This is a genomic window from Tunicatimonas pelagia (assembly GCF_030506325.1).
Classification (GTDB): Bacteria; Bacteroidota; Bacteroidia; order Cytophagales; family Cyclobacteriaceae; genus Tunicatimonas; species Tunicatimonas pelagia.
In genome coordinates this window covers 3,434,295-3,458,486 of record NZ_CP120683.1, presented here as the reverse complement: position 1 = coordinate 3,458,486, position 24,192 = coordinate 3,434,295, and the positions used below count along the sequence as shown (strand labels likewise).

Below are 24,192 nucleotides of genomic sequence, written 5' to 3'. Positions count from 1 at the left end.
CGAGATTATGATTATTGTTGGAGATGCCGTGCTAAGCGATGATGTGAAGGAGCAATTCTTCGTGTGCAATCTAAAGAAATGCCAGGGAGCTTGCTGCGTGGAGGGCGATGCGGGCGCACCCCTAGAGAAAGAGGAACTGGCGATACTGGATAAAATCTACGATGACGTAAAACCTTTTCTCACCAAAGAAGGAATTCGCCAAATAGAAAAGCAGGGGAAATACACTACCGACCGCGATAACGACTACGTAACGCCAATCATCAACGGTCGCGAGTGCGTGTACGCTATCCGCGACAAAAAGGGCACGCTCAAGTGCGGGATTGAACAAGCCTATCAGGCCGGGAAAACTTCATTCCACAAGCCTATTTCTTGTCACCTCTACCCCCTCCGGATTGATACCTACGATAATTATGACGCGGTTAATTACCACCGCTGGCACATCTGTCACCCCGCCTGCGATCTAGGCCGAGAACTAGGCGTTCCGCTCTACCGTTTCCTGAAAGAACCCCTCATCCGCAAATACGGCGAAGACTGGTACGATGAACTGGTAGATAAGATTGAGCGGGGATAATAGTATTCCCCCTACATTTTCCACAAAAGTGTAAGTTTTTAATAGGTACGGTATTGATGAAAATTAGTACATAGTAAATACGCTTTAACAAGTGAGCTGCTTATTTAATATTTTCGTCATTTTCTTAATTAAGCCTTTCTATAAGGAACGATGAGATAATAAAGTATCTAAGTTAAACGCCGGGATTTTGGTGCGGGACGAGGAACGGAAACCGAGCATAGCCGAGCTATGAGAGGCTTTTCGTGACGAAGTACCGCGCCGAAAGAACAAGTACAAATAGGTACTTTATTGTGTTATCGTTCCTAAGTTAATCCTGACCATCTGATTTCGTTCTATTCATCCCGGTCAAAAACTTAACACTCAGGTAACCTAGCTCTGATAATATCTCCCTACCTTTCATGAAAACCTATACTATGCGAACATTTACCTACCTGACTGTTCTTTTCTGGGTTGTAGCTTTATCCATCGCCCAAGCCCAAGAGAATAACTCGCCCAAGATTGTTATAGAATCTATTGAGGGGGCTAAACCTTTCACCAGTTTGGAGGTAAACAATGGCGCGAAAAACTTTCAGTTTGCTATTGTGAGCGACCGAACCGGAGGGCACCGACCGGGTATATTTCTGGATGGGGTTCGTAAGCTGAACCTGCTTCAGCCTGAGTTTGTCATGAGCGTAGGTGACCTGATTGAAGGCTATACTACCGATAAAGCAGAAATTGATCGACAGTGGACGGAATTCAACGGATTTATTGATGAGTTGACTGTTCCTTTCTTCTACGTACCCGGCAACCACGACTATACCAACGAAGTGTTGGCTGAAGAATGGCAAGAACGCTTTGGTAAAGATTACTATCACTTTCAGTACAACGACGTGCTCTTTCTGTGCCTGAATAGCGAAGATAATGCCCGAGGGGCGGGGCGAGGAACCATTGACGATGAGCAATACGAATACATCAAACAAACCTTGGAAGAAAATGCCGATGTAAAGTGGACACTGGTATTTATGCACCAGCCGCTGTGGGATCAAGAAGAAGACCCTAAACGCTGGGCGGATGTAGAAACTCTGCTGGCTGACCGGGAGCATTCAGTATTTGTTGGTCACCGGCACCGCTACGTAAAGTACGAACGCAACAATGGCAATTACTACATCTTGGCAACTACTGGGGGAGGTAGCCCGCTGCGAGGCCCTGAATTGGGTGAGTTTGACCACGTAGCCTGGATTACCATGACCAACGAAGGGCCAATTATTGCCAACTTAGCCCTGGATGGCATCTGGAGCGATGAGGTATTTACCGAAGAAACCGCCCAACTAATGCAACCTCTGTTGCAATCGCAAGCTATTAGCATAGAGCCGTTGCTAGTACAGGATAATACGTTTGAAGCTTACGAAACCGAACTTAAGCTGACCAACAATAGTGATGTGCCAATGCAGATTGACTTGACGGTACAAGCAAATCCTAAATTGATTACTAGCTTCGGTGCACTCTCCCGTGAAATTAGCCCTAATTCAGTGGAGGTAGTTAAACTAGGCTTGCAAGCTACCGAACCAGTTGCGCTGGATAGTATTTCACCTTTGGTCTTGAACAGTACTATTGCTTACCAGAGTGAAGATATGCCAGAGGTGTCCTTTGAGTCTACCTACCGTCTTCGTCCCGAAAAAGTGGCGGTAATCTCACCTACCGAGTCAGTAGTTCAGCTCGATGGCTCGCTGGATGAATGGTCAGAGTTTACCTATTCAGTTGGTGAAAATGGCTACGTAGATAGTGACCCGTTTTCCCACCAAGGCGAAGGTGATGCCTCATTTCAATTTGACGTCACTTACGATGATGAGTATCTGTACGTGGCAGCAGCAGTAACCGACGATCAGCTAGAGACGACTCCGGGCAAAAACCCTTTTGATCAGGACGGAATCAGCCTATTGATTGACGCCCGCTCAGAAAATATTAGTGCTCTGGAAACGGGTGAGCAAATATTCCGCGAAGTGCTGTATCTGGGCATTAGTCCGTTGGAAGAAGCTGATAGCAGTAAGCTATTTCTTGCCGACCGTCTGCCAGAAGGTACTCAAGCTACTGCTAAGCGAACTGATGAAGGATACGTAGCAGAGTTCACGGTTCCTGTTTCTTATCTGAATGAATTACAAAGTGGCAACTGGGAAAGCCTTCGGGTGAATGTTGGAGTGCGCGATTTTGATAACGACGGTCAGCATCAAACCACGCTATTTTGGAAACCTGACTGGCGAGGCAAGGAAAACTACGTAGGTTCCGGTACCTTCCGTAAATCAGTGGATGTAGCCGCTACGAGCGAAGAAGAGGATCAATAGTTTTATTCTATTGTAAGCTGATGCTCAAAGGGAGTAAAACCAGTGAGATACACACTCTGAGCATCTAATTTATCCAACGCTCCCCGAAGCTGCGTCCACTGATGTTCGGCTCGCCCGGGGCCAAAACGTATTTTTTGCTTTCCGCTTTGAAACGTACCAAAGCCTTCTGTCAGTAAGTAAGCTTCCGGGATGTTTTCTACTGGCTGTGCTTTTTCTAATGTTCCACCGGAGCGAAAGGCTAATTCCAGAGCTACAGGTACCCGATCAGTCCCTAGTACGCTCACATCTATCTGAAAACCTTTTTCCGTTTCGCGAATGCGTACTTCGGTGAGTAATTTCTGGATTTCGCTTTGCGGACGTTCGTCGCGAGGGAGCTTTTCCCAGTCACCATCAGTAGTTTTTAGTTCTTCTTTAGCGAACGGCTGATAGTAGGGGCCTTCCAGCCACTGACGAACGACAAATTTATCACCATCTTGCTCCAGCGACTCTCCTTCAAATTGCCCTTTTCCGAAGAAGGCTGAGGCCAATCGTATTCCTTCCAGAGCAGCTTCGCCATTGAAAAAGGTAAAGAATACGGGGTTCTTCGCCAAAATGGTCGCATCCCGTTCGCCCCGCCGAATCCGTACCAAATCTGATCCGGTAAATATTTTGGTGTAGTTAGTTGGAAGTGAAGAGGCTGAAGGCAGTGGACTTTTTAGATCAGTATCTTCCAGCAGATACGCTAAATTATAATTCAGTAGGTTAATATCCTGATTTTCTAGAAACTGAGCCATCGCCGCAAAACGAGGGTTCCGATCGTGCAGTGCGAGGTAACGGTAAGAATAGTAGTAGCGATGCAATGTCCCTTTCTGGTATTTATCTTGTCGCCCCGAGCCTTCGGTTACGCCCTCGCCATTCGCGTGAATGTAATATAAGCTCATCTCCAGATTTCTTCGCACCGGATCAAGTAATTCTGGCTTATTCGCAAGACGAGCTATAGTAATCAATGAACGATTAACAATGGGACTGTAGACCAGCGTGCTTTGCTCGGTATACTGCCCATCTTCATCAATATCAATTTTCTCCCGGAGCCATTCGTTAATCCGGGCTTCATAAGCTGGGTCGGGAAATAAATGATGAACTCGAGCCAATGCCATACAGACTACCCAGCGATGGTTAGGAGTGTGGATACCCCCGATACTAAGCGCTTGTCCGGCACTTTCTAGGTACGTCTGTAAATTATCTTGAATAGCTTGAGTAGATGAAGGGACGTAGGTATGGAGCAATGTGTAGGCTAAACTAGCGGGTTCTACCGAAAATGCCAGATCGGGCGTAGAGTGAAAGTTGGTGGTGTGCAGATCAATAGTACCATCGGGGTGCTGCGCTTGCAGTAAATATTCGCTGGCCCGAAGCATTGGTTCGAGTAAGGATTCATCTTGATAAAATTCTGAATATTCGGATACTAGCCCACCGCTCAGCCGCTGAAGAAAGCTGCTAGTATTCTGTGGATTATGAATTCCGTAGCCATTAACGATTCCTCCGTACTCCGGATGTTTGGTATCTTTTTCCTGTCGCTCAAGCAAGCTTTTTATACTTACATCATTTCCATTAGAGAATGCTTTTAGTAGTAAGGCTATCTCTTCATAAGGTGGATGAGCGAGCGTAAGAGCAGGATATGGTAAAAAGGGAAGTGAACTAGCAGTGGCTCCTAAATGGCATAGAAACGATCTTCTTTTCATTAGCGACGCAGGTTATTGTAGCATGTAGTGGGGAAACAATCTTCAAAATAGACAAAGCCTGACCGCTTCGCAAGTCATTGATTACTACAAAAACAAAAAAACACCTTGCTAATTAAGCCTAATACTTAATTATCTTTTGAGTGAGAACACTTTCCGCTGTTTCTACCTGGAGATAATAAATACCGTTGGATCGACCGTAAATATTAAACGAAAGTTCTTTACTAAGCGAAGCTGTCGCTAAATACTTCTCTAGTAATTGCCCTTCCAGATTGTATACTCGCACTTCTCTTATCGTCTCTTTGCTTTTCACTTGATAGTAACCTGTGCTCGGGTTCGGATAAAGCAATACTCGTGTTTCTTGTTTAGGATTATCTAATGCTGTAACTCGAGCCACAGTCAATTTAAAGGAGGTCTCACCGAGACAAGCATTCGGGGATGATATCGTAATTTCTGTGCTTCCTTCGGTCTGTGGTAGTGATGTAATTTTCAAAATACCCTCTGAGACAGATACATTTTCATTTGATATAACATCTTGGTTGTTGGAGGTTGCTTCATAAGTAGCGCTTCTAATATCTGAGTTATCTAGTTCAATAGGAATTTCTAGCGACTCGCCTTCTACTACTGTTGTATCGGCAAGTGAAATTACACTTCCAGCACTACAGATTACTATGTTATCAATCGCAATCCCTTCATAACCTTCGGTACTACTAGATTCTATACCTACTCTAAGTAGCACCGACTCTTGACCAGCGGCTCCTTCTAAAACTTGTGAAACGCTTACCCAACCATTGGTAGAATTTTCATCAGTAAGATCGTATGACTTCCAGGTGATGCCTTGATCGGTAGTAACACTTAAATAGATGCTATCGTCGGGAGAAATATCTGCCCACACATCATAGCGAACCGTTGGGTCATTGTCTAATTTACTAAAATCAAACACCGGACTTAGTAAGAACGAAGACTCCTCAGCTTGATATTCTCCAGTTAGGTTTGTAGCCCAGACCTGATTTTCGTCCGAAGCTTCATCAATTACACTACCAGTTGGTTGACCTTGTGCCCAAGAGTTATCAGTACCGTAACCTTGCCAAAATATTTCATTAGCTTCTTCAAAGCTGTCATTGTACGGTATATTTTGTATAACCTCTGAAGACTTCGATATTACCGTAAGATTTATAGATTGAGCGCCTGTGCTATCGTACTCATCAGTGGCACTTAGTTCGAGGATATATTCTCCTTCACTTAGATTTTTCACTACTACTCGAGCACTATCTGACTGAACGCTGCTGAATTGCAATACTGCACCTTCCGGACCTTTCTGTTGTTTCCAACTTATAGAAAACGCATCTCCTTCCGGGTCATTTATCGCTCCAACTAATGTAACTCTATCAACCGGTAGAACTACTATTCTGTCGCTGACCGCATTTATGAAGGGAGCTTCATTCGGAGGTCTCACCCAAACTTTTACAGTATCGGTAGCCGTTTCCTTAATATCGTTTTCTGCTGTAACAGTAAAGGTGTACCGCCCCTCTGGCATATCTTTTACAAACAGGGTTGCAGAGGTAGAATTTTGTAGCTCAACCTCTGCTCCATCTACCTTCTTCCAAAAGTAAGTGTGGTGCTCGTAGCCCGAGGTGGCGGAGGCTTCGATTTCCAATGAAGCCTGCGGTTGGAAAATCACTCTGTCTTTTCCCGCATCAACGGTTATTTTATCTTTTGTAAACTGGAGCAACCAATCGTAAATATTGCTGTCAAAAGCATCGTAAGCTGGATTTTCGGTACCCATACCACTACTATCGTACGTTTTTGTCCAGGCATCATGCCCCCCTTCAGGATATACCGTAATTTTTGCCTTATACTCTGAACCACACGCATTTAGCGTTTTAACGGTGCTTATTGAATATTGAGAATTAACTACTTGATCGTTTTTATTAGCAAAAGCCCAAACAGGCACGCCATTCATATTGCACAAATCAAGATGATCTCCTCTACTTGAAATAGGAATTATTGCGGTAGTATTTTCTGGATAATTTACGGCATATTCGTAAGCTCCTATTCCTCCAGAACTAAATCCTGTGATGTAAATCTTGTTCGTATCTACTCGGTAATTCTTTATAATAAACTTGATGTAGTCATCCAGATCGACGCTTCTCCACCAACCACTCCACGATTGAGGACTCATTATTAAGAAAGGCAAATCAGTCCCTTGGTTTAATTGTTTAGCTATGCCCTCTTGCAGTATAATATTTAGGTTGTCTACTCCATCGCCTCTAGACTCTAACCCCGACAAGTAAACCAATAAAGGGAAATTAGCAGTGCTATCTTGGGCATATCCGAGCGGTAAATATTCATAATAGCCAAATATCGCCGTTTCACCCTTCACATAGGGCTGTCTTGGCTTAGGAGTCAAGACTCCCTGAGCATACGCAAGGCTATTTCCGAGCCAGAAAATAATAGTGAAGAGCCGCAATAGGGCCTTTATTGAGATAAGCGACATAAGTTAGGTAAATTGCAGGTGGTACCATAGAGAGTACACCTAAATAATGATTAACTACTTAGCACGTGGCAGGGAAATGGCGCATGGTTATAATACTTCTGCTTTGGGAGCACCATTATTTTGACTAAAGTAAGAAATTACTTTAAAATAAGACACTTACCGTCAAAATTTTACACGAAATTAGTGTAAAAACCTGATAAGTATCGAGAGGTTGGTTATGGAAGGAACAAATGCTGGATTGAGTACTATTTCAAATAGCAATCTGTACCTGTAGAGTCCACTGGCCCTTGGTGTCGGTTTGAGTACGCTGATCGTTTTGTTCAATAAAAATGGGGCGAGTACCATATTGCAGTGTGAGTTTAGCGACTTGCCCCTCAATAAACCAGTTGAAGCCGGCATCTAGGTTAGTGAAAGTATCATCTAGGTAGTCCAGGTTTTTGTACTCGGTCTGCACAAAAGGTTGAAATCTTCCTAAGGTGGCTAACCAATTTGCGGGCAACAGCAAGCCAAGCTGGCTCATCCAAATTTGCCCTGTTCCGAGCAGAGGTTCAGTATTGCCGTATCCGGCTAAAGAAACTGACGGGTCGGCCGGACGGCTATCCAGGTTCATAATGCCTACGGTGCGAAAGTAGTTAGGCCCATAATCGTAATTGAATAGTACCGAGTAAGCGGTCACTGCCATCCCTTGCTCACCGAGCGGATGATCTAGAAAGGCATCAACGGCCCAAACTGTCTGGTTGTGGCGATTAAAATCAGTGATAGAACCAGGGTTACCCAACGTGCCACTGGCTTTGGGGTGGTGATAAAATCCCGCCCCGATGTTAAATACGCGTTTAGTACCCAGATAAGAACCTATGCGGAAGGGCGATAGTATTCCTTCCTTTTCCAGAAATTGGTGAGCAGCGTATCCACCTACTGACCAGTTTTCCGTAGCCACGTTACTGGCTCGCTCGGTAGTGATTTCCCCCAAACGCTGGTCGACAAACGGCTTATTCAAATGCAAGCGATAATGGATGGGTCCGGCCATACCTTTCGCATAAATCCCGTACTGACGGCCAAACTGATCGGTACGTTCTACATTAACGAAATTAAACACTGGTAAATCTAACGTTAGAAAACTGCCGATGCTGGGTGATCCCAAGCGGGAAACACCATTCCAGAAATGTAAGCCTGCTCCTAATGATAGAGAAAACAAGTTGGCTTTGTTCGTTGAATAATTCCGTTCGGGCACTACCGTAAACTCGGTCCAGGCATCATGAAAAAAGAGCTGGGGTTTCTTAGCACCTTGTCCGGGAGCACCACCGTTAATAAATGTCTGGTTGTTGATACCAAACTGAGCAAATACTAAAAAGCGGGGCGAAATCTGCGAATACATGGTCACTCGCGTCCGGCGACTACCAATATCTGACGAACGTTCTGCCAGATCACCGCTCGCGTCTATCGTACCCGGATTATTTTCAATAGAACGTAGCCAAAACTGTTGCACCAAGGCAATACGAATGTACTTGCTACTATCGTGCCCGACCGGAATACGGATACCGCCCCGATAAATATCAGACCCTTGAGAAAAAACACAAAAATGGAATAAGTAAAGAGAAAGAAAAATAAGTAGAAATCTAATCATATGCTAAAATTTAGCGCAAGATATAAATATCTTTGCACCAAACAATTAGCAAAAATCATCCGCCGATAGTAGACATTGATTCACTTACTGAGTGCTGTCGATGCTGCTGCTCAGCTTCAAAACCATCTTTCGCCCGATTACGAAAGGCCTGAGCAAATGTCTGACGAACCGTTTTATCCGAAGCTCCCTTGCGAATTATTTGTTTAATATCCAGCACACCTTGATCGTACAAACACGTTTTTAGTGTTCCCTGAGCGGTGAGACGAATACGATTGCACGTACCGCAGAAGGTGCGGCTGAACGCTGCGATGATCCCTACTGTGCCTTGGTGACCTGGAACCTGATAGTTGTAGGAAGTGGACGTGGGCGAATCAGGAATTTTTTCTATGGCTGGGTAGTGCTGCTTGAGTACCTCCAGAATTTTACGATGTGTCCAGACTAGTATCGGATAATGACTACCTTCCCCGTTAAAGGGCATTTCTTCAATAAACCGTACCGATACCGGATACTGCCGAGTAAGCTCAGTCAACGGAATAATATCTTGGGTATTCTTTCCTTCCATTACTACCGCATTGATTTTGGTAGAAATGTCATGTTCCAGTAAGGAGTGAAAGCAGTTTAGTACCCGGTCGAATTCATCGCGCCGGGTAATTTCTCGAAAACGCTGGCGGTCAAAGGTATCTAAACTCAGGTTCACTGAGGCTACTCCCATTGCCTTGAGTTCGGCAACATAGGGGGTGGTGAGTACACCATTTGTTGTAATATGGACTTCTTCTATTCCGGAAATATCAGTCAACTTTCGGAGGAAACTGACTAAATCGCGCCGGACGAAGGGCTCGCCCCCGGTGATCCGAACTTTATTGATACCCATTTCAGCCAGAACGCGTACCAATCGGATCATTTCCTCGTAGGACAATAGCTCTTTTTTAGGCACGTACGATATGCCTTCAGCGGGCATACAATAAAAACAGCGCAGATTACAGCGATCTGTCACCGCCAGACGCAGATAGTTGATAGGCCGACCATGATTATCAAACAAAGGCATTGGCTGCAATTTTACCTTGGGGGATAACAAAGATACAAAGGTTTTATCGGAAACCGGAGTTCACACTTTATATGTTTTCTGATTTCAGCTTTCGTATTTTAATTGCCCATTACCCACTGAAATACCTATCTTGCCCACTATGGAACTGAATATTTTGCTTTTCGGAATCACGAAAGATATTGTGGGGCAACAGAAGCTTCGTTACGAACTGCCCGAAGGGGCTACCGTACCTGATTTAGTAGCGCATTTGAAGAAAAGCTACCCTAAACTGCACGATTTAAATTCGGTAATGATAGCCGTGAATAATGAATACGGACAGGAAGATCAAACATTACACGAAAGCGATGAGGTTGCCCTTATTCCTCCGGTAAGCGGAGGGTGATATACGGAGACCGGAAACAAGGAGAAGGGAAACTGGATAGTGCAGAATAGATATGATCTTTATAAAGATAAACTCCGGACGCCAGCTTCCTGATTCCGGTTCCCGATAAATGAGCCTATGAACTTGAGCCAAAAAATTTCAATTTCACTGACAGATGATCCACTTCAGGTTGATAAGGTACTAAGTTTAGTACAGTCGGATGGGGCAGGGGCGGTAGATGTGTTTATCGGCACGGTGCGTAATAATACGCAGCAGCGAACAGTTAAGCGATTAGATTTTGAGGCCTATGACCCGATGGCGGCAAAGGAAATGGAAAAGTTAGCTCAACGGGCTTGTGAGCAGTGGCCGGTGGAGAAAATCGCGATTCATCATCGTAAAGGCACGTTATACATTGGCGATATTGCGGTGATTATTGCCGTGGCTACTCCTCACCGCCAAGCAGCCTTTGAAGCTTGCAAATTTACAATTGATACCCTAAAACAAACGGTTCCCATCTGGAAAAAAGAAATTTTCGATGATGGTGAAGTATGGGTGTCGGCTCATCCCTAATTTGCTATGAAACGAGTTCACCTAATTTCCAACCCGCGCAATTTGTCTACCGCGCTAATGTATTCCTTCGCTCAGCGATTAGATACCCGCGTGGTTGATGAACCTTTCTACGGTCACTATCTAACTCAAAGACCGGAGGTAGATCATCCGGGAAAAGAGCAGATACTTTCTAGTATGGATACTAACGCTCAGGAAGTTTTAGATAAAGTAATATTTAGCGACTACGACCGCTCGGTGTTATTTATCAAGAATATGGCGCACCATTTTGTGGAGTTAGATCACCAATTCATCATTCAACTCACGAACCTTTTTCTCATTCGTAACCCCAAACAGCTGATCAGCTCTATTGCCCAGCAAATACCAACTCCTACTATGGACGATATTGGCTGCTATCAGCAGTATAAGCTTTACCAATTCTTGCGAGATTTGAGGCTCCCTGCCGTAGTGTTAGATTCGGGTGAGCTATTGAAAGATCCGCCTGGAGTGCTAAGAAAGTTGTGTGAAAAGCTGGACGTTCCCTTTGAAGAACAAATGCTATCATGGGAAGCCAAACCTTTGCCGGAAGATGGCATCTGGGCAAAATATTGGTATCGCAATATTCATCAATCTACCGGATTTTCCCGTCAGCCAACCAGCAGTAGGCCTTTACCTACTCATCTGGAAGAACTGTACGAAGCAGCCCTTCCCTTTTATAATAAACTATACGAAAACACTATTCAAGCCTGATATGCTACAGAAATTTAATCCTCACAATCAAGACATTCACGTTTATGTCGGCGATCGTCTCTATCCACGAGCCGAGGCTAAAGTATCGGTTTTTGATAGTTCGGTACAAGGAGGCGATGCCGTGTGGGAAGGGTTACGGGTATACGAAGGTGGAATATTTTGTCTGGATCGGCATTTACAACGATTAATAGACTCAGCAAAAGCTCTTTGTTTTGCAAAAATACCTACGAAAGATTTTGTCAAGCAAGCAATATTTAAAACGCTAGAAGCCAACAAAATGCGGAGTGATACCCACATTCGGCTCACCCTAACCCGAGGGGAGAAAATTACTTCAGGGATGGATCCCCGACTCAATCAGGCAGGATGCTGCCTAATTGTTTTAGCCGAGTGGAAACCTCCGGTATACGATAATGACCGGGGAATTCGGGTTATCACATCGAGCATCGCCCGCAACTCTCCTCAACACCTGGATTCTAAAATTCATCATAATAATTTACTCAACAACATTCTGGCTAAGATTCAGGCGAACGTGGCAGGAGTAGATGCCGCAGTAATGCTAGATGCCTACGGTTTTGTGGCGGAGCTAAACGATACCAATTTATTTATGGTGAAAGAAGGAAAATTATTCACCCCACATACCGATGCTTGTTTGCCCGGTATTACTCGAGGCTTGGTACTAGAAATTGCTAACGAATTAAATATTCCCGCTCAGGAGAAAAACCTCTCGCTCACCGAATTTTACACCGCTGATGAAGTCTTTGCCACGGGTACCATGGGAGAATTAACCTCGGTAAAAGAAATTGATGGTCGGGAGATAGCGAATAACTCTCAGCATCAACTTCTACTTAAAATTGCAGAAAGATTTCGACAACTTAATAAAGAGTTGATTGAGCCACTGCCGTTCTAATTCTCAATTAGTTGCTGCTGGTAAGCTGCTATTGCTCGTCTTACACTCTCCTCTGTCACTGGTTTGGAAATATACCCTTGTACTCCTTGGTATCCTCGCACCCGATCAATATCGAATTGATCCACTGAAGAAGATAGCACATAAATAAGAGCTCCCTTGTTGTCAATTGTTTGGTACTCTTCCAAGAATTTCCATCCGCTAAACTTGGGCATAAACAAATCCAGAAAAATAAAATGAGGCGGTTCTACTCCAGGCTGATTTAGTCGGGTAAGGACTTCTCTTCCATCAGTAAATTCCTCAATGGATAGAGAGGGCTCCCAAGTTTGCATCAGTTTACGGGTAATAAGCAAGTCAATCTCGTTGTCATCAATAAGCCAACATATCATCATACGGTAGTAAGTGGTTACGTTAATATATGCAGAAAATAATTTACCGCTGAATTATTTTTTAGACGTAAAACCTTTCTAATTAGTAGCTAAAGCTCAGTTTAGTTACAGATGAAAGCAAAAGCGAAAAAGGATTACGCTGTATTTTAATCTATTGTAAGCTACACCTCCAATGATAGATTGTTTTCTGATAGTTTGCAAGTAAATTTATGTTTAATCTGCACTAAAGTCAGTTTTCCCGCCAGTCTTGCTTTTTAGGCAAGTGTTTTTAATAATAATTGTAGGGGAGAGAGCTTTGCACATATCGTATACCGTGAGAGCCGCTACACTGGCTCCGGTGAGAGCCTCCATCTCCACGCCGGTTTTACCGCTTACGGTAACTGTACATTCAATATGTATTTCGTAATTTTCTTTGGGCTGAATGCGAAAGTTACACTTCTCAATAGCCAATGGATGACAGAAGGGAATAAGGTCACTAGTCTTTTTAACCGCCATAGTTCCAGCAATAATTGCGGTATGAAATACTGGACCTTTCTTAGTATAGATATCGGTACTAGCTGCGTTCTCTAAGCCAAGTTGCTTCCACAGGGCATTATTCAGCCCCACCACACTTTGGGCGGTAGCCGTTCGCTGGGTCACAGTTTTCTGGCTAACATCTACCATTGTGGGATTATTCTGATCATCTACGTGAGAGAGCTTGTTTTCTTTCATAACAGGGGAGGGGTTGCAATGTAAATTTACTCAAGATACTTTTTTCAGCGTAAAGAGTCTTGCCTGAAACTGCTAAAAACAAAAAAGCCCGGAGTATTCCGAGCTTTACGTTTTTTGCGTGTAGATGCACAATACTATCCTGCCTCAAGGTCGCCGCGTTCGGCAGCTTTTACCATTTTATCGTTAGCATAAATAGCTACTTCCACCCGACGATTTTGCTGACGTCCGGCTTCAGTATCGTTCTCAGCAATAGGCTGTTCTTCACCGTACCCTTCGGTAATCAGACGCCCACTATCTACTCCAATAGTTTGCAGATAACTAGCTACCGAAGAGGCTCGCTCTTCTGATAAATCTTGATTATAATCATCAGAACCTGTGGCATCAGTATGCCCCTCAATCAAGATATTGGTATCATTATATTTTTCTAAAGTTTCAGCCATTTCCGATAAATCTTCTTTAGTATTGGGTCGTAGCTGATCTGAGTCAATATCAAATAGCAAACCAGAGTCGAACGTAATCTTGATTCCTTCGCCTACTCGCTCTACAGTTGCTCCCTCTAGATCTTTCTCTAGTTCTTCAGCTTGCTTGTCCATCTGTCGGCCAATAACCGCCCCGGCTGCTCCCCCTACTGTAGCCCCGATAATGGCTCCTACCGCCGTGTTGCCCGAAGCATTACCGATAATTGCCCCGGCTGCTCCTCCAGCCCCAGCCCCAATGGCTCCTCCTTTGGTAGTATTATTCATGGAGGTGCAACCACTCAGTAGCTGCATGTTTGTTAAAACACCAATAATAATTACCCACTGGGTAAGTTTGTATGGTCGTTTATACGTTAAATTCTTCATGTTCTTTAGATTAGGATTGATTAAATATTTGATTAATAGGCAAAAGTGATACCACTCAAGTAAATAGACTTAAATCATATTTACCTTTACTATACTTGTAAAATAAATGGAAAAGTACACAAATAATTTACTTTATAATTCTACAGTCTATGTAATTTTTTCCACACTCCCGGAAGAGTTAAATCACTGCTAAAACTGGAAAAATGCCGTTTACAGGCACTATTGGGTGATAGCGGATGATGTGGCATGGATTTTTCGCTTTTTGTATCCGAATATGTTTCACAAACTTTTTGAACTTATGAAACCGAGATACAAGAAAATTATTATTGGATTTATTGCCCTACTGCTTTGCGCGTTGGTTATTCCCATCAGTTTAATGGCTCAAGATGCCCGCACTGGAATTAAGGGTGGGTTTAACGTGAGTAATCTATACATCGATAATGTTTCGGATGAAAATCTTCGTCCTGGCTTTCATATTGGCGTATTTACTCAATTGCCGGTCAGCGAATTTTTTGCTATTCAACCTGAGATAATGTACTCTACCAAAGGAGCAAGTGCTACTTACAATGATGACCTTATTGACTTGGAAGGTGAGTATAGTTTTAATCTTAACTACGTTGATGTACCCATATTAGCTACTTTTCGGTTAGGCGAATCAGCCGAGATTCATATTGGACCCTACGTAAGTTATCTGACTAACGCTAATATCTCCTCTGAAGGGTCAATTGATGAAAGTGCTAACTTAGACCGCGACAATTTTTCTACTATTGATTATGGACTAAGTGCTGGATTTCAGCTAAACTTCAATGCAATATCTGTCGGAACCCGATATAATTATGGTCTTAATCAAGTAGCTGATTCAGATGCTGCCGAAGCTATTCTGGGTGATGCCAGAAATTCACTGGCTCAAATTTACATGACCTTCAATCTTACTAATTAAAAGATATAACTATCGACTATTAAACAAAGGGTGCTTTCGGCACCTTTTTTTTTTGCCTGGTCTTTCGTAACATGCTGACTTATCCTAACCCTATGATAAGTTCTCAGGAAGCCACCCAGATTATTAACAACCATCTTTGCTCATTTCCTACCGAAACCGTTAATCTAGCCGAAGCTCAGGGGAAAATATTACAAGAAACTATACAGGCTGACCGGGACTTCCCGCCTTTTCATCGTGTAACAATGGACGGAATTGCGTACGATTTCAATCAGCTTCAAGGCGATAATCCTACAGTAGTAATAGAAGGTATGCAGTTGGCCGGAGAGCCTCAAAAGATTCTGTCTCAACCAAACCAAGGTTTTGAAGTTATGACTGGCTCAGTGCTGCCCCAAGGCACTAACACAGTGACTCCCTACGAAGATATCGATATACAGAAAGAGTCGGGAGAGACAATCGCTACGCTAAAAAAGCTCCCTAGTGAAAAGGGAAAGAATGTACACCCTCAAGGCTATGACCGCTCCCAAAACGATGGGCTAATAAGTGCTGGAACCTACTTAGGTGCAACCCAAATTGCGGTAGCTGCCTCCGTGGGAAGAGCGAAGGTTCAAGTAACCCAGTCGCCAAACGTAGCAATTGTTTCTACGGGTGATGAACTGGTAGATGTTGACCAACAACTTGAACCTTATCAGATTCGGCAATCTAATAATTATGCACTACGAGCTGCTCTCGCTAATCATCAGGTATCAGCTAGCTTCTATCATCTGTCCGATTCTCTGGAAAAGACGACTGCCGGAATGGCTGAAATAATGGAAAAGCACTCAGTCATTATTTTAAGTGGTGGGGTTTCTCGCGGGAAGCGCGACTATGTGCCAGACGCTTTGAAAGCATTGGGTGTCAAAAAGCTATTCCATAGAGTAAAGCAGCGACCAGGCAAGCCGTTTTGGTTTGGGATGAAAGATAATCAGAATGCAGTGTTCGCCCTGCCCGGCAATCCGGTTTCTACGTTTATGTGTTTTCACCGCTACTTTGTACCCTGGCTGGAACAAAGCTTAGGATTACCGGAAAAGCCTATCCGTTGGGCCATGTTAAGCAATCACATAAAATTTGAGCCGGAACTTATTTATTTTCCTACCGTACTTGCTCAAACTAACAACGATGGGCAATTTTTAGCTGAACCGATAGAAGGCCATGGCTCCGGTGACTTTGCTAATTTGCTGCGGTGCAACGGATTTTTAGAACTTCCTGCTGACCGCTCTCACTTCCGGCAGGGCGAGGTGTTTCCATTCATTCCTTTTACATGATAGTCGGATAATTGATAGACAGAACTTTTGCACATCCATTTTCAGCTAGTATTAGTTCACCTCTCCAACCAGCGTAGCATCTTCTAATATGTACATGAGCTGGTAAGTATCGTGGGTATTTAGTGTTAGCGTACCTTTTATCTTGATGGGTGTGTCGGTGTATTTCATAGGTTCCTTTAGATAAACTTCGACTACCGTTTCAGGACCACCCATACCACAGAAAAAACAGGCTGCCAGCGGTAGTGAAGATAAAACGAAATGATCAGGCTCAAATACGGCATCCAACCCTCCCGCCGGAATAATATAGCCGGGAACAGTAATCTCAGTACCTTCCATCTCTTCAATTTCGCTGGAAAAAATAGGGAGATTAATCATACCGAATTCATCTTCCGTGCTCCTGTAAATCACCTTAGACAGCGTGTTCCAAACATTATCATTGGAATATTTGGGGCTTTCTTCTTGAGCGTGAGAAGGCTCGCTTAATGCTACGATCAATGCGAAAATAGTGACTATAGTTCTCATGAGCTTTTTCTTTTAGGCAGAAGATGGTATTGTTCTATTTCCCCCCTGATTCTGAACCTACTGACGCTGCATCTGACCTAAGAGTAGGGTAGGTAATGCCTAATTGCTCTAAGTAGTTATCGTACTTGGTTTCGTCAAAGTAGTATTTCTCCAACTCAGGTCGGAAGGTACTCATAATCTCAGTATTAAGCTCGATGGCAGGTTTATCGTCCGGGTTGAGCAATGGCTCATACGCTACATTTTTGGTCTGCTCATTTTTATAGTAATCCCAGGCCTGCTCAATAAGTTCGGGGTTGAGAAACAAATCGAGCAATGTCATAGCCTCAGCTTTGGCTCCGGCAGTAGCTCCTTTGTGCGCGATGGGAGTGGCCATCGTAATAGCATTCGACCAGTGGTGGCCTTGCAAACCCGGCATGTTAGAAGGAAAGCGCAAAACGATGGTCGGTACCGCCCACGATATGTCCGCAATATCGTCAGAACCACCGCCTAATGAGAACTTCACGGGTAGCCCTAGCTCTTCCAGTTCAGTTGCTAATCCCTCAGGATCAGAGCCTACTTCTTCTTGCACAGCTTTGGCCAGGGTTTGGTCTTTCTCTGACCACTCGGGCAAGCCGACTTTCTCAATATTTCTGTGCGCTGTTTCAGCAATTACTTTATTAAAGTGTCCGGGCCAGGCACTTCCTAGGTAGCGGTAGCTCATCTCAGTATCGGTCATCAGTGCCGCCCCTTTCGCGATATTGATGGCAATGTCGTACATCTTTTTAATATCGGCGTACGTCCTATCGCGCAGGTAGTACCAAACCGAAGCTTTAGCGGGAACTACGTTGGGTTGGTCGCCCCCATCGGTAATTACGTAGTGGGAGCGTTGGGTAGGTTGCAAGTGCTCCCGGCGGAAGTTCCAGCCTACGTTCATCAGCTCCACGGCATCTAGTGAGCTTCTTCCGCGCCAGGGTGACCCAGCTCCGTGGGCGGCTTCGCCATCGAAAGTAAATTCTACTGAAATCATCCCGTTCCCACGGGGACTACCGTAGGAGGTTTCCAAATTATTACCCACGTGGGTGAATATGCAAGCGTCCACATCGTCGAAGTAACCATCGCGTACGAAGAAGGCTTTGGTGGCCACTTGTTCTTCAGCTACTCCCGGCCACAGCATCAATGTTCCCGAAAAACCTTCTCTTTCCATAATTTCTTTTACCGCCAATACGGCAGTTACATTCACGGCCTGCCCAGAATTGTGTCCTTCACCGTGGCCGGGGGCACCTTCAATAATAGGATCGTGATAGGCCACACCCGGCTTTTGGGAAGCTTTGGGAATGCAATCCAGATCGCTACCGATAGCAATCACCGGTTTACCTGAACCCCAGGTGGCCGTCCAGGCGGTAGGCACTCCTGATATTCCCCGTTCTATGGTAAAGCCATTTTCTTCCAAAATACCGGTGATGTATTTTGAGGTTTCAACTTCCTGAAAGCCTAGCTCACTAAAGCTAAATATCTTATCGACCATTACCTGGGTCAGCTTACTATTTTTTTCTACTGCCAATGCTGCCTCCTCCTTCAGTTTCTCAATTTGCTTACCCGACATTTTTTTCTGGGCAACTGCTTCAACGTAAAACAAAAAGCAAATAGTCAGAACGAGAAGGTTGAAATAACTTTTAGATAAAGGGTAAGAGCGAAGAGACAGATTCATGATTGTGATCAGTTAGGTAATGGAAGTATAGAGAGCGACTTTCTAGCTGGGCTAGCTTGTTGACTATTTCCTGCCTTAAAGAGGAATAATATCAACAGTGTTGCGTTAACAAAATTAAATTCTTCTTTTTCGGCAAAGTACAAAATATTACATTAACTCATTTACCAATGAGCCATAAGTTAACGTTATTAGGAATTTGGAACGCTAGCTACGATAATAATCTTCATCCAGCTCACCCTCTGGAATTTGCTGTACCGAAATCAGTATCTTTAGGCTTTTCTACCACTTACTAACACTACCATGCCGACCCGGTTTATCCATAATGTATTTTTCTGGCTGAAGAACCCAACTGATGCTGACGAAGCTCAGGCACTGAAAGCGGGCATCCGCACTCTTTTTTCAATAGCCACCGTTCGCGATGCTCATCTGGGAAAACCCGCTCCCACTGACCGGGCGGTAATTGACAATACCTACTCCTATCATCTAATGTTGATGTTTGATAATCTGGAAGATCAGACCACGTACCAAGGCGACCCAATTCATCTAAAATTTGTTGATGACTGCGCGCATCTGTGGGAAAAAGTGCAGGTGTACGATTCGGATGCCAGTTTGCTAAGCAATGCGTAGCCTCTGTTTGAGAATTAGTCGGCAACCGGACTATTTATGTTCGGCGTATCGCTTACCTTTCAGTATGCGTACGAAAATACTCGTTCTGTCCCTGCTGGCTTTAACCTTTCTGGGGTGCGAACAACAAGAGGTAGCGACGCTAGACGAAAGCATTTTAGCTGATTACATTCAACTCAACCGAGCGTTAGATCGTACTGACCTTATTGCCTGTGCCGGAGGCAGGCCCGAAGGCTTACTAGGAGATACTGCTTCTTACATTTCCGTATTTTTCTATCCTATTGAAGGGGCGTATGACTTTCGGTACTTTGAGTCGGAGCAGGTTGATGATATTCTCAACTTCAGTCATTACCGAGCCAAAGAGCTTCCCGATAGTCCCATACTTAATGGGTACTTGCGCCAGTTTGAGAATCCGATTTTTGAAGGAAATCGAGTAGGCATCGTCACTTACAAAACGCCGGGGAAGCTACACGTTTGCAATCCCATTCGCTTGAAATTCAATACTACTCCCACTGAGGTTAATGAAGCTTTATTAACTATTGAGGAACAAGGAGTAAATCCTACTTTTTCCTGGGCTGATGGGCAAATTCCGGACAACGCAATCTACTTTCAAATCGTTTCCGATCTGGAAGACAACCTAATCTCAGGCACCTACACGTTTGAGCGAAATTTTACCTTCTACGATCTTGAAAATGTGGTGCTAAACATCACCGACCCTAACGCAATGCCCGCGCTTACCCCCAACCAAAACTACCGATTTACGATGATGGGAGTTAGTGAAGATAATTGGATTAACCTCTGGCTTGAGCAAGAGTTTCGTACCCAATAAAGCTCATTTTGAAAATAGTGTGAAGGAGGTTTGTCCCACCAGATCAGACGGTTGATTGTTGTTAGATACTGCCCCACTATCAATTGGATATTTCTTCTACAGACATTTGCTCTTCCCAAGTGAGAATATCTGCTTCATGCTGCCGATATAGGTCTAAAAATAGTGGTACAACCCGACTCACGAGGCTGGAGGAGCCGTTGGCCAAAATACAGATTCCTACTTTCTTGTTCCGGTCTAGTGCAATTGCCGTGCGGTAGCCATTAGCGTAACCTCCGTGAAAAGCTACTGTATCTCCGGCCTGATGCACAATTCGCCAACCCAATCCGTAGTAAGCTGCCTCGAGCTGCTCCCATCGGCTGAAGTAGCGATTCTCAATCGGGGTCTTAATTTGAGGGGTAAACAGGCTATCTAGCACTTCGGACGGAAGAACGTGAGGGCGATTTCCCAGCAGGGCAATCAGCCACTGCGCCATATCAAGCGAGCTGGCGTTTACTCCCCCTGCTGAGGGCACATTGTAGTAGTTCTCAGAAATGGGAACAGTTGCCCAACCGCGTCCGGTAGGCACATGGGGCAGAGCTTTGTTAGTTGTTTCCATCATATCTTGGTACCAGACCGAAGCATCACTCATCTGTAAAGGTTCCAGAATTCGCTCTTGTAGCAGTCTTTGGTACGATTCTACGGTAGCAGCTTCCACTACTGGTTCAATAATTCCGTAGGCCACATTCTGATAGCTGTACCACTCTCCGGCTTTACCAATCAGGTTTACTCCAGAAAGTAATGCAATCATATCATCGCGCAACTGTCCCGCCTCTACTAAATTGGTGTACGCATGGTAGGGAAGCCCAGTGGTATGTGATAAAACATGTTTTACAGTTACTTCCTGAGTCTGCTCAGGCGAGATAAGGGCAAAAGAGGGCAGATAATCTATCACCGGGTCGCTCCACGCCAACAGCGTATCTCTCACTAGCGTAGCGGCCAAGCCCGAAGCAAATCCCTTAGAAACCGAAGCCAAGCGAAACACCGTATGAATATCTACCGAATCTTCCTCCTTGATGTTCCGAAGTCCATAGCCTTTCACCAGAATAGGAGTACTGTCTTTCACTACCGCGATACCTACTCCTGGCACCCGACTGTCATCAATCAAGTATTGCAAAGTATCTTCCAGCGCTTCAATAAACTGTTGCTCGTAAGGATTGTACTGTTGGGCAGTTTCTTCAGAGGTAAGTTCTGGCGATTGCCATACGGGAAAACAGGCTATAACTAGCAATAACGACCCCAGAAAATAATATCTTCCGTAGCGTGATAAAAATTTGGTTAGGCGTAGAATTAATTTTTTAGGTTGCATACCTACTATTTACTGCGGTAGTTCTTCGTCGGGGTCAAATATTGCATTCATCCGAGCGGCATTTTCTTCTACGGTTAAATCAAACCCAACCTCAGTGCTCATTACTATAATTAACTGGTAATGATAGCTTTATATTGCTACGGGTTAAGTGCTTTTCGGACGGAATGGCTTGATGATAGATTCATCACACTCCAGAAATGGCCCGCCGATTAAGTCAATACAGTAGGGAATTGCCGGAAATACCGCATCCAAACACTGTCGAATAGCCCGGGGCTTACCCGGCAGGTTAACAATTAACGTTTGGTGGCGAGTACCGGCCGTTTGTCGGGATAAAATAGCGGTAGGTACGTATTGTAAACTCGTTTGCCGCATAAGTTCACCAAAACCCGGCATCATTTTGTGGCAAACGGCTTCCGTCGCTTCGGGAGTTACATCACGCGGAGCCGGACCAGTGCCCCCCGAAGTTACAATTAAGCAACAACCATCTTCATCGGCCATCTTTTTCATAGTAGCTTCTAGTTGGTCTTGCTCATCAGGAATGACGGCGTATACTTTTTCCCAGGAGGAAGTTAGATATTCAGTTAACGTTTCAACAATCGCTTTGCCCGGAATATCTTCGTAGATTCCTTGGCTGGCTCGATCTGATACGTTGATAATGCCTATTTTTATCATGTGTTAGGGTGTTAGGGTGTTAGGGTGTTAAAGTTATTCACTAATACTATAACACTCAAACACTACGAACCATAACACTATCCCCCCCTGTTATCTACGAGCTAACTACTGAAGACTTGGCCGGTATCTATATTCATATTCCTTTTTGTAAGCAAGCGTGCCACTATTGTGATTTTCACTTTAGCACCAATCAGCAGCGCAAGACCGATATGGTTCGGGCTATTGCTCGGGAACTGGAGTTACAGCAACCGTATCTTACCGAACAAATCATCACTTCTATTTATTTTGGCGGTGGTACACCTTCTCTGTTGGATGAGGCTGAGTTACAAATGTTATTAAACACGGTTTATAAACTCTATCCAATTTCTTCCGACCCAGAGATTACGCTAGAAGCTAATCCGGACGACCTCTCACCGGAAAAATTAAAAATACTAAAGCAGTTAGGTTTCAATCGTCTCAGCATTGGAATTCAGTCGTTTCACGAGCCACACCTTCGTTACCTGAACCGGGTACATTCGGCAAAAGAAGCAGAGCAATGTGTGCAACAGGCGCAAGAGGCTGGCTTTAATAATTTAAGTATTGATCTGATCTACGCTGTTCCACACCCGGATCATTCAGTTTGGCAAGCTGATTTAGCTAACGTAGTTGCGTTGAACCCCGAGCATATTTCGGCCTACTGTCTGACCATTGAAGAAAAAACCGTATTTGGCCAGTGGTTGCGCCATCAGAAAATTCCACCGATTGATGAAACTTTTGCAGCTGAGCAATTTGGGCAGCTAGTTGATACGTTGACGGCCAACGGATACGAACAGTACGAGGTTTCCAGCTTCTGCCAACCCAGCTGGGAATCTAAACATAACAGCAACTACTGGAAGGATGTACGCTACTTAGGAGTGGGACCAGGCGCTCATTCGTTTAACGGAAATTCGCGGCAGTATAACGTAGCTAATAATGGCAAGTATCTACGGGCATTAGCTAAAGATCAAGTACCCTATGAGCAGGAAGAATTAAATAAAGCTGATCGGATTAATGAGTATCTGATGACTGGGCTGCGTACCAAATGGGGATGCGACCTGGCTTGGCTCAAACAAAAGCTGGACTACGACCTGCTGGCAACACAAGGAAGTTATATTGAGCACCTAATTCATGAGAAGAAAGCCACGTTAGAAAATCAGCAATTAGTGCTTACTCGAGCCGGAAAATTACTCGCTGATGGTATTACTGCTGCGCTTTTTGTAGGTTCAGAATAGAAATTATCTAGCTTAACATTCTAATATTCAGACTATTATAATTTCCTCATAGCAAAAATCATGCATTTTTTTATTTACCATTCATTTTCTGCACAGAAATTGCCTACGTAAGGTTGTAATTATTATTGACCACTATATCAACCAATCGTATGAAAAAGATATTATTCACTATACTCGCACTGGTTACGTTGCACTCGGTTTCTCAAGCTCAATTTTCATTGGGAGTAACCGGGGGGCCAGCTCTTTCTACCGGAAATTCATCTAACTTCATTGACAATGGTTTTGGCTTAGGCATTGATGCTCGCTACCAAATTAGTCCCAACGTAATGGCCGGATTAGGTTTTCAGCGATTCTCTTATGATGCCAACGCATTAGGCATCAATATTCCCGGAGTTGACTTCACAATCAATCCAATTACCGCTTCAGTAGCATTTACTCCCATGACCGAAGGTATTACGCCTTACGTAGGAATTAAAGGGGGCATTTACGATACGCGAGTAGGCATCGGTTCACTTATCAATGTTTCCCGAACCTACTTTGGCTTCGCTCCTACCGCCGGAGTGCTGGTTCCAATTAGTAAATTCATCGATATACACGCTAATGTAGAGTACCATACGCTGTTCGTCAATGAGTCAATCCCTCTCACTGAAATTTCGTTAAGCGAAAACATCAATTTTGTACCCATCAACATTGGTATCTCGTTTAAACTGGGGCAATAAAACTTTAGTTAGGTAGCTGTTATAACGGAA

The 24,192-nt window shown here is 44.2% G+C and carries 23 protein-coding genes; 12 read left to right on the top strand and 11 right to left on the bottom strand.

The window, feature by feature from the left end; all coding sequences use genetic code 11:
• The first annotated feature begins 7 nt into the window (after window positions 1-7).
• Together P0M28_RS14795 and P0M28_RS14790 are read left to right on the top strand one after the other, a co-directional pair.
• The gene (locus tag P0M28_RS14795; RefSeq protein ID WP_302210717.1) at window positions 8-571 is read left to right on the top strand and encodes a DUF3109 family protein; all 564 of its coding nucleotides are present in this window, start codon (window positions 8-10) and stop codon (window positions 569-571) included.
• Window positions 572-969: 398 nt separating this feature from the next.
• Window positions 970-2,889: a sugar-binding protein gene (locus tag P0M28_RS14790; RefSeq protein ID WP_302210716.1), complete on the top strand. Its 1,920-nt coding sequence runs from the start codon at window positions 970-972 to the stop codon at window positions 2,887-2,889.
• Window positions 2,890-2,891: 2 nt separating this feature from the next.
• On the opposite strand, the gene P0M28_RS14785 is transcribed toward P0M28_RS14790, so the two are convergent.
• From P0M28_RS14785 to moaA, 4 genes are all read right to left on the bottom strand, one after another.
• Window positions 2,892-4,607 carry a hypothetical protein gene (locus P0M28_RS14785; protein WP_302210714.1) on the bottom strand — a complete coding sequence of 572 codons (1,716 nt, stop codon included), beginning with the start codon at window positions 4,605-4,607 and terminating at the stop codon, window positions 2,892-2,894.
• A 118-nt stretch (window positions 4,608-4,725) separates the two neighbouring features.
• A complete protein-coding gene (locus P0M28_RS14780; RefSeq protein ID WP_302210712.1) occupies window positions 4,726-7,101 on the bottom strand; it encodes a PKD domain-containing protein in 2,376 nt (791 codons plus the stop codon).
• Between the two features lie 250 nt (window positions 7,102-7,351).
• Entirely contained in the window at window positions 7,352-8,725 is a 1,374-nt protein-coding gene (locus P0M28_RS14775) for a porin (RefSeq protein WP_302210710.1), read from the bottom strand.
• Between the two features lie 55 nt (window positions 8,726-8,780).
• Complete coding sequence (gene moaA, locus P0M28_RS14770) at window positions 8,781-9,770, bottom strand: GTP 3',8-cyclase MoaA (protein WP_302210708.1); 990 nt, start codon at window positions 9,768-9,770, stop codon at window positions 8,781-8,783.
• Window positions 9,771-9,909: 139 nt separating this feature from the next.
• Here moaA and moaD point away from each other — a divergent pair, with 139 nt between their 5' ends.
• The 4 genes from moaD (at window position 9,910) to P0M28_RS14750 (ending at window position 12,334) form a co-directional block, all read left to right on the top strand.
• Window positions 9,910-10,152, top strand: a complete 243-nt coding sequence (gene moaD / locus P0M28_RS14765; RefSeq protein ID WP_302210706.1) for a molybdopterin converting factor subunit 1 — start codon at window positions 9,910-9,912, stop codon at window positions 10,150-10,152.
• A 117-nt stretch (window positions 10,153-10,269) separates the two neighbouring features.
• Complete coding sequence (locus tag P0M28_RS14760) at window positions 10,270-10,701, top strand: molybdenum cofactor biosynthesis protein MoaE (RefSeq protein ID WP_302210704.1); 432 nt, start codon at window positions 10,270-10,272, stop codon at window positions 10,699-10,701.
• Window positions 10,702-10,707: 6 nt separating this feature from the next.
• Window positions 10,708-11,427: a sulfotransferase-like domain-containing protein gene (locus P0M28_RS14755; RefSeq protein WP_302210702.1), complete on the top strand. Its 720-nt coding sequence runs from the start codon at window positions 10,708-10,710 to the stop codon at window positions 11,425-11,427.
• Between the two features lies 1 nt (window position 11,428).
• Entirely contained in the window at window positions 11,429-12,334 is a 906-nt protein-coding gene (locus tag P0M28_RS14750) for an aminotransferase class IV (protein ID WP_302210701.1), read from the top strand.
• Here P0M28_RS14750 and P0M28_RS14745 read toward each other — a convergent pair.
• The 3 genes from P0M28_RS14745 to P0M28_RS14735 form a co-directional block, all read right to left on the bottom strand.
• On the bottom strand, window positions 12,331-12,723 hold the full coding sequence (locus P0M28_RS14745) for a response regulator (protein WP_302210700.1): 393 nt from the start codon (window positions 12,721-12,723) through the stop codon (window positions 12,331-12,333). The genes P0M28_RS14750 and P0M28_RS14745 overlap by 4 nt on opposite strands.
• Before the next feature lie 210 nt (window positions 12,724-12,933).
• The gene (moaC, locus tag P0M28_RS14740; RefSeq protein ID WP_302210699.1) at window positions 12,934-13,431 is read right to left on the bottom strand and encodes a cyclic pyranopterin monophosphate synthase MoaC; all 498 of its coding nucleotides are present in this window, start codon (window positions 13,429-13,431) and stop codon (window positions 12,934-12,936) included.
• A gap of 134 nt (window positions 13,432-13,565) precedes the next feature.
• Complete coding sequence (locus tag P0M28_RS14735; RefSeq protein ID WP_302210698.1) at window positions 13,566-14,273, bottom strand: YiaD family glycine zipper/OmpA-like lipoprotein; 708 nt, start codon at window positions 14,271-14,273, stop codon at window positions 13,566-13,568.
• 298 nt (window positions 14,274-14,571) lie between these two features.
• Here P0M28_RS14735 and P0M28_RS14730 point away from each other — a divergent pair, with 298 nt between their 5' ends.
• Complete coding sequence (locus P0M28_RS14730; protein WP_302210696.1) at window positions 14,572-15,213, top strand: porin family protein; 642 nt, start codon at window positions 14,572-14,574, stop codon at window positions 15,211-15,213.
• A gap of 92 nt (window positions 15,214-15,305) precedes the next feature.
• The gene (locus P0M28_RS14725; protein WP_302210694.1) at window positions 15,306-16,514 is read left to right on the top strand and encodes a molybdopterin molybdotransferase MoeA; all 1,209 of its coding nucleotides are present in this window, start codon (window positions 15,306-15,308) and stop codon (window positions 16,512-16,514) included.
• A 51-nt stretch (window positions 16,515-16,565) separates the two neighbouring features.
• Here the strand turns inward: P0M28_RS14725 and P0M28_RS14720 are convergent, their stop codons facing one another.
• Together P0M28_RS14720 and P0M28_RS14715 are read right to left on the bottom strand one after the other, a co-directional pair.
• Window positions 16,566-17,036, bottom strand: coding sequence for a hypothetical protein (locus tag P0M28_RS14720; RefSeq protein WP_302210693.1), 471 nt, complete (start codon window positions 17,034-17,036; stop codon window positions 16,566-16,568).
• A gap of 34 nt (window positions 17,037-17,070) precedes the next feature.
• On the bottom strand, window positions 17,071-18,723 hold the full coding sequence (locus P0M28_RS14715; protein ID WP_436841390.1) for an amidohydrolase: 1,653 nt from the start codon (window positions 18,721-18,723) through the stop codon (window positions 17,071-17,073).
• Window positions 18,724-19,023: 300 nt separating this feature from the next.
• Between P0M28_RS14715 and P0M28_RS14710 the strand changes: the two genes are divergently transcribed.
• Window positions 19,024-19,350: a Dabb family protein gene (locus P0M28_RS14710; RefSeq protein WP_302210691.1), complete on the top strand. Its 327-nt coding sequence runs from the start codon at window positions 19,024-19,026 to the stop codon at window positions 19,348-19,350.
• Window positions 19,351-19,414: 64 nt separating this feature from the next.
• A complete protein-coding gene (locus tag P0M28_RS14705) occupies window positions 19,415-20,176 on the top strand; it encodes a hypothetical protein (protein ID WP_302210689.1) in 762 nt (253 codons plus the stop codon).
• A 79-nt stretch (window positions 20,177-20,255) separates the two neighbouring features.
• Here the strand turns inward: P0M28_RS14705 and P0M28_RS14700 are convergent, their stop codons facing one another.
• On the bottom strand, window positions 20,256-21,521 hold the full coding sequence (locus tag P0M28_RS14700; protein WP_302210687.1) for a serine hydrolase domain-containing protein: 1,266 nt from the start codon (window positions 21,519-21,521) through the stop codon (window positions 20,256-20,258).
• A 144-nt stretch (window positions 21,522-21,665) separates the two neighbouring features.
• Window positions 21,666-22,193, bottom strand: a complete 528-nt coding sequence (mog, locus tag P0M28_RS14695; protein ID WP_302210685.1) for a molybdopterin adenylyltransferase — start codon at window positions 22,191-22,193, stop codon at window positions 21,666-21,668.
• A 116-nt stretch (window positions 22,194-22,309) separates the two neighbouring features.
• On the opposite strand from mog, the gene hemW reads away from it, so the two are divergent.
• Window positions 22,310-23,443, top strand: a complete 1,134-nt coding sequence (hemW, locus tag P0M28_RS14690; protein WP_302210684.1) for a radical SAM family heme chaperone HemW — start codon at window positions 22,310-22,312, stop codon at window positions 23,441-23,443.
• A gap of 149 nt (window positions 23,444-23,592) precedes the next feature.
• A complete protein-coding gene (locus P0M28_RS14685; RefSeq protein WP_302210683.1) occupies window positions 23,593-24,162 on the top strand; it encodes an outer membrane beta-barrel protein in 570 nt (189 codons plus the stop codon).
• Window positions 24,163-24,192 lie beyond the last annotated feature (30 nt).

Excerpts from the sequence above, each read along its gene's own strand:
- P0M28_RS14730 (WP_302210696.1), top strand. The coding sequence starts at position 14,572 with ATGAAACCGAGATACAAGAAAATTATTATTGGATTTATTGCCCTACTG.
- P0M28_RS14735 (WP_302210698.1), bottom strand. The coding sequence starts at position 14,273 with ATGAAGAATTTAACGTATAAACGACCATACAAACTTACCCAGTGGGTA.
- P0M28_RS14685 (WP_302210683.1), top strand. The coding sequence starts at position 23,593 with ATGAAAAAGATATTATTCACTATACTCGCACTGGTTACGTTGCACTCG.
- moaA (WP_302210708.1), bottom strand. The coding sequence starts at position 9,770 with ATGCCTTTGTTTGATAATCATGGTCGGCCTATCAACTATCTGCGTCTG.
- P0M28_RS14725 (WP_302210694.1), top strand. The coding sequence starts at position 15,306 with ATGATAAGTTCTCAGGAAGCCACCCAGATTATTAACAACCATCTTTGC.
- mog (WP_302210685.1), bottom strand. The coding sequence starts at position 22,193 with ATGATAAAAATAGGCATTATCAACGTATCAGATCGAGCCAGCCAAGGA.
- P0M28_RS14700 (WP_302210687.1), bottom strand. The coding sequence starts at position 21,521 with ATGCAACCTAAAAAATTAATTCTACGCCTAACCAAATTTTTATCACGC.
- P0M28_RS14705 (WP_302210689.1), top strand. The coding sequence starts at position 19,415 with ATGCGTACGAAAATACTCGTTCTGTCCCTGCTGGCTTTAACCTTTCTG.
- P0M28_RS14780 (WP_302210712.1), bottom strand. The coding sequence starts at position 7,101 with ATGTCGCTTATCTCAATAAAGGCCCTATTGCGGCTCTTCACTATTATT.
- P0M28_RS14795 (WP_302210717.1), top strand. The coding sequence starts at position 8 with ATGATTATTGTTGGAGATGCCGTGCTAAGCGATGATGTGAAGGAGCAA.
- P0M28_RS14710 (WP_302210691.1), top strand. The coding sequence starts at position 19,024 with ATGCCGACCCGGTTTATCCATAATGTATTTTTCTGGCTGAAGAACCCA.
- P0M28_RS14720 (WP_302210693.1), bottom strand. The coding sequence starts at position 17,036 with ATGAGAACTATAGTCACTATTTTCGCATTGATCGTAGCATTAAGCGAG.
- moaC (WP_302210699.1), bottom strand. The coding sequence starts at position 13,431 with ATGAAAGAAAACAAGCTCTCTCACGTAGATGATCAGAATAATCCCACA.
- P0M28_RS14775 (WP_302210710.1), bottom strand. The coding sequence starts at position 8,725 with ATGATTAGATTTCTACTTATTTTTCTTTCTCTTTACTTATTCCATTTT.
- moaD (WP_302210706.1), top strand. The coding sequence starts at position 9,910 with ATGGAACTGAATATTTTGCTTTTCGGAATCACGAAAGATATTGTGGGG.
- P0M28_RS14715 (WP_436841390.1), bottom strand. The coding sequence starts at position 18,723 with ATGAATCTGTCTCTTCGCTCTTACCCTTTATCTAAAAGTTATTTCAAC.
- P0M28_RS14760 (WP_302210704.1), top strand. The coding sequence starts at position 10,270 with ATGAACTTGAGCCAAAAAATTTCAATTTCACTGACAGATGATCCACTT.
- P0M28_RS14755 (WP_302210702.1), top strand. The coding sequence starts at position 10,708 with ATGAAACGAGTTCACCTAATTTCCAACCCGCGCAATTTGTCTACCGCG.
- P0M28_RS14790 (WP_302210716.1), top strand. The coding sequence starts at position 970 with ATGAAAACCTATACTATGCGAACATTTACCTACCTGACTGTTCTTTTC.
- P0M28_RS14785 (WP_302210714.1), bottom strand. The coding sequence starts at position 4,607 with ATGAAAAGAAGATCGTTTCTATGCCATTTAGGAGCCACTGCTAGTTCA.
- P0M28_RS14745 (WP_302210700.1), bottom strand. The coding sequence starts at position 12,723 with ATGATGATATGTTGGCTTATTGATGACAACGAGATTGACTTGCTTATT.
- P0M28_RS14750 (WP_302210701.1), top strand. The coding sequence starts at position 11,429 with ATGCTACAGAAATTTAATCCTCACAATCAAGACATTCACGTTTATGTC.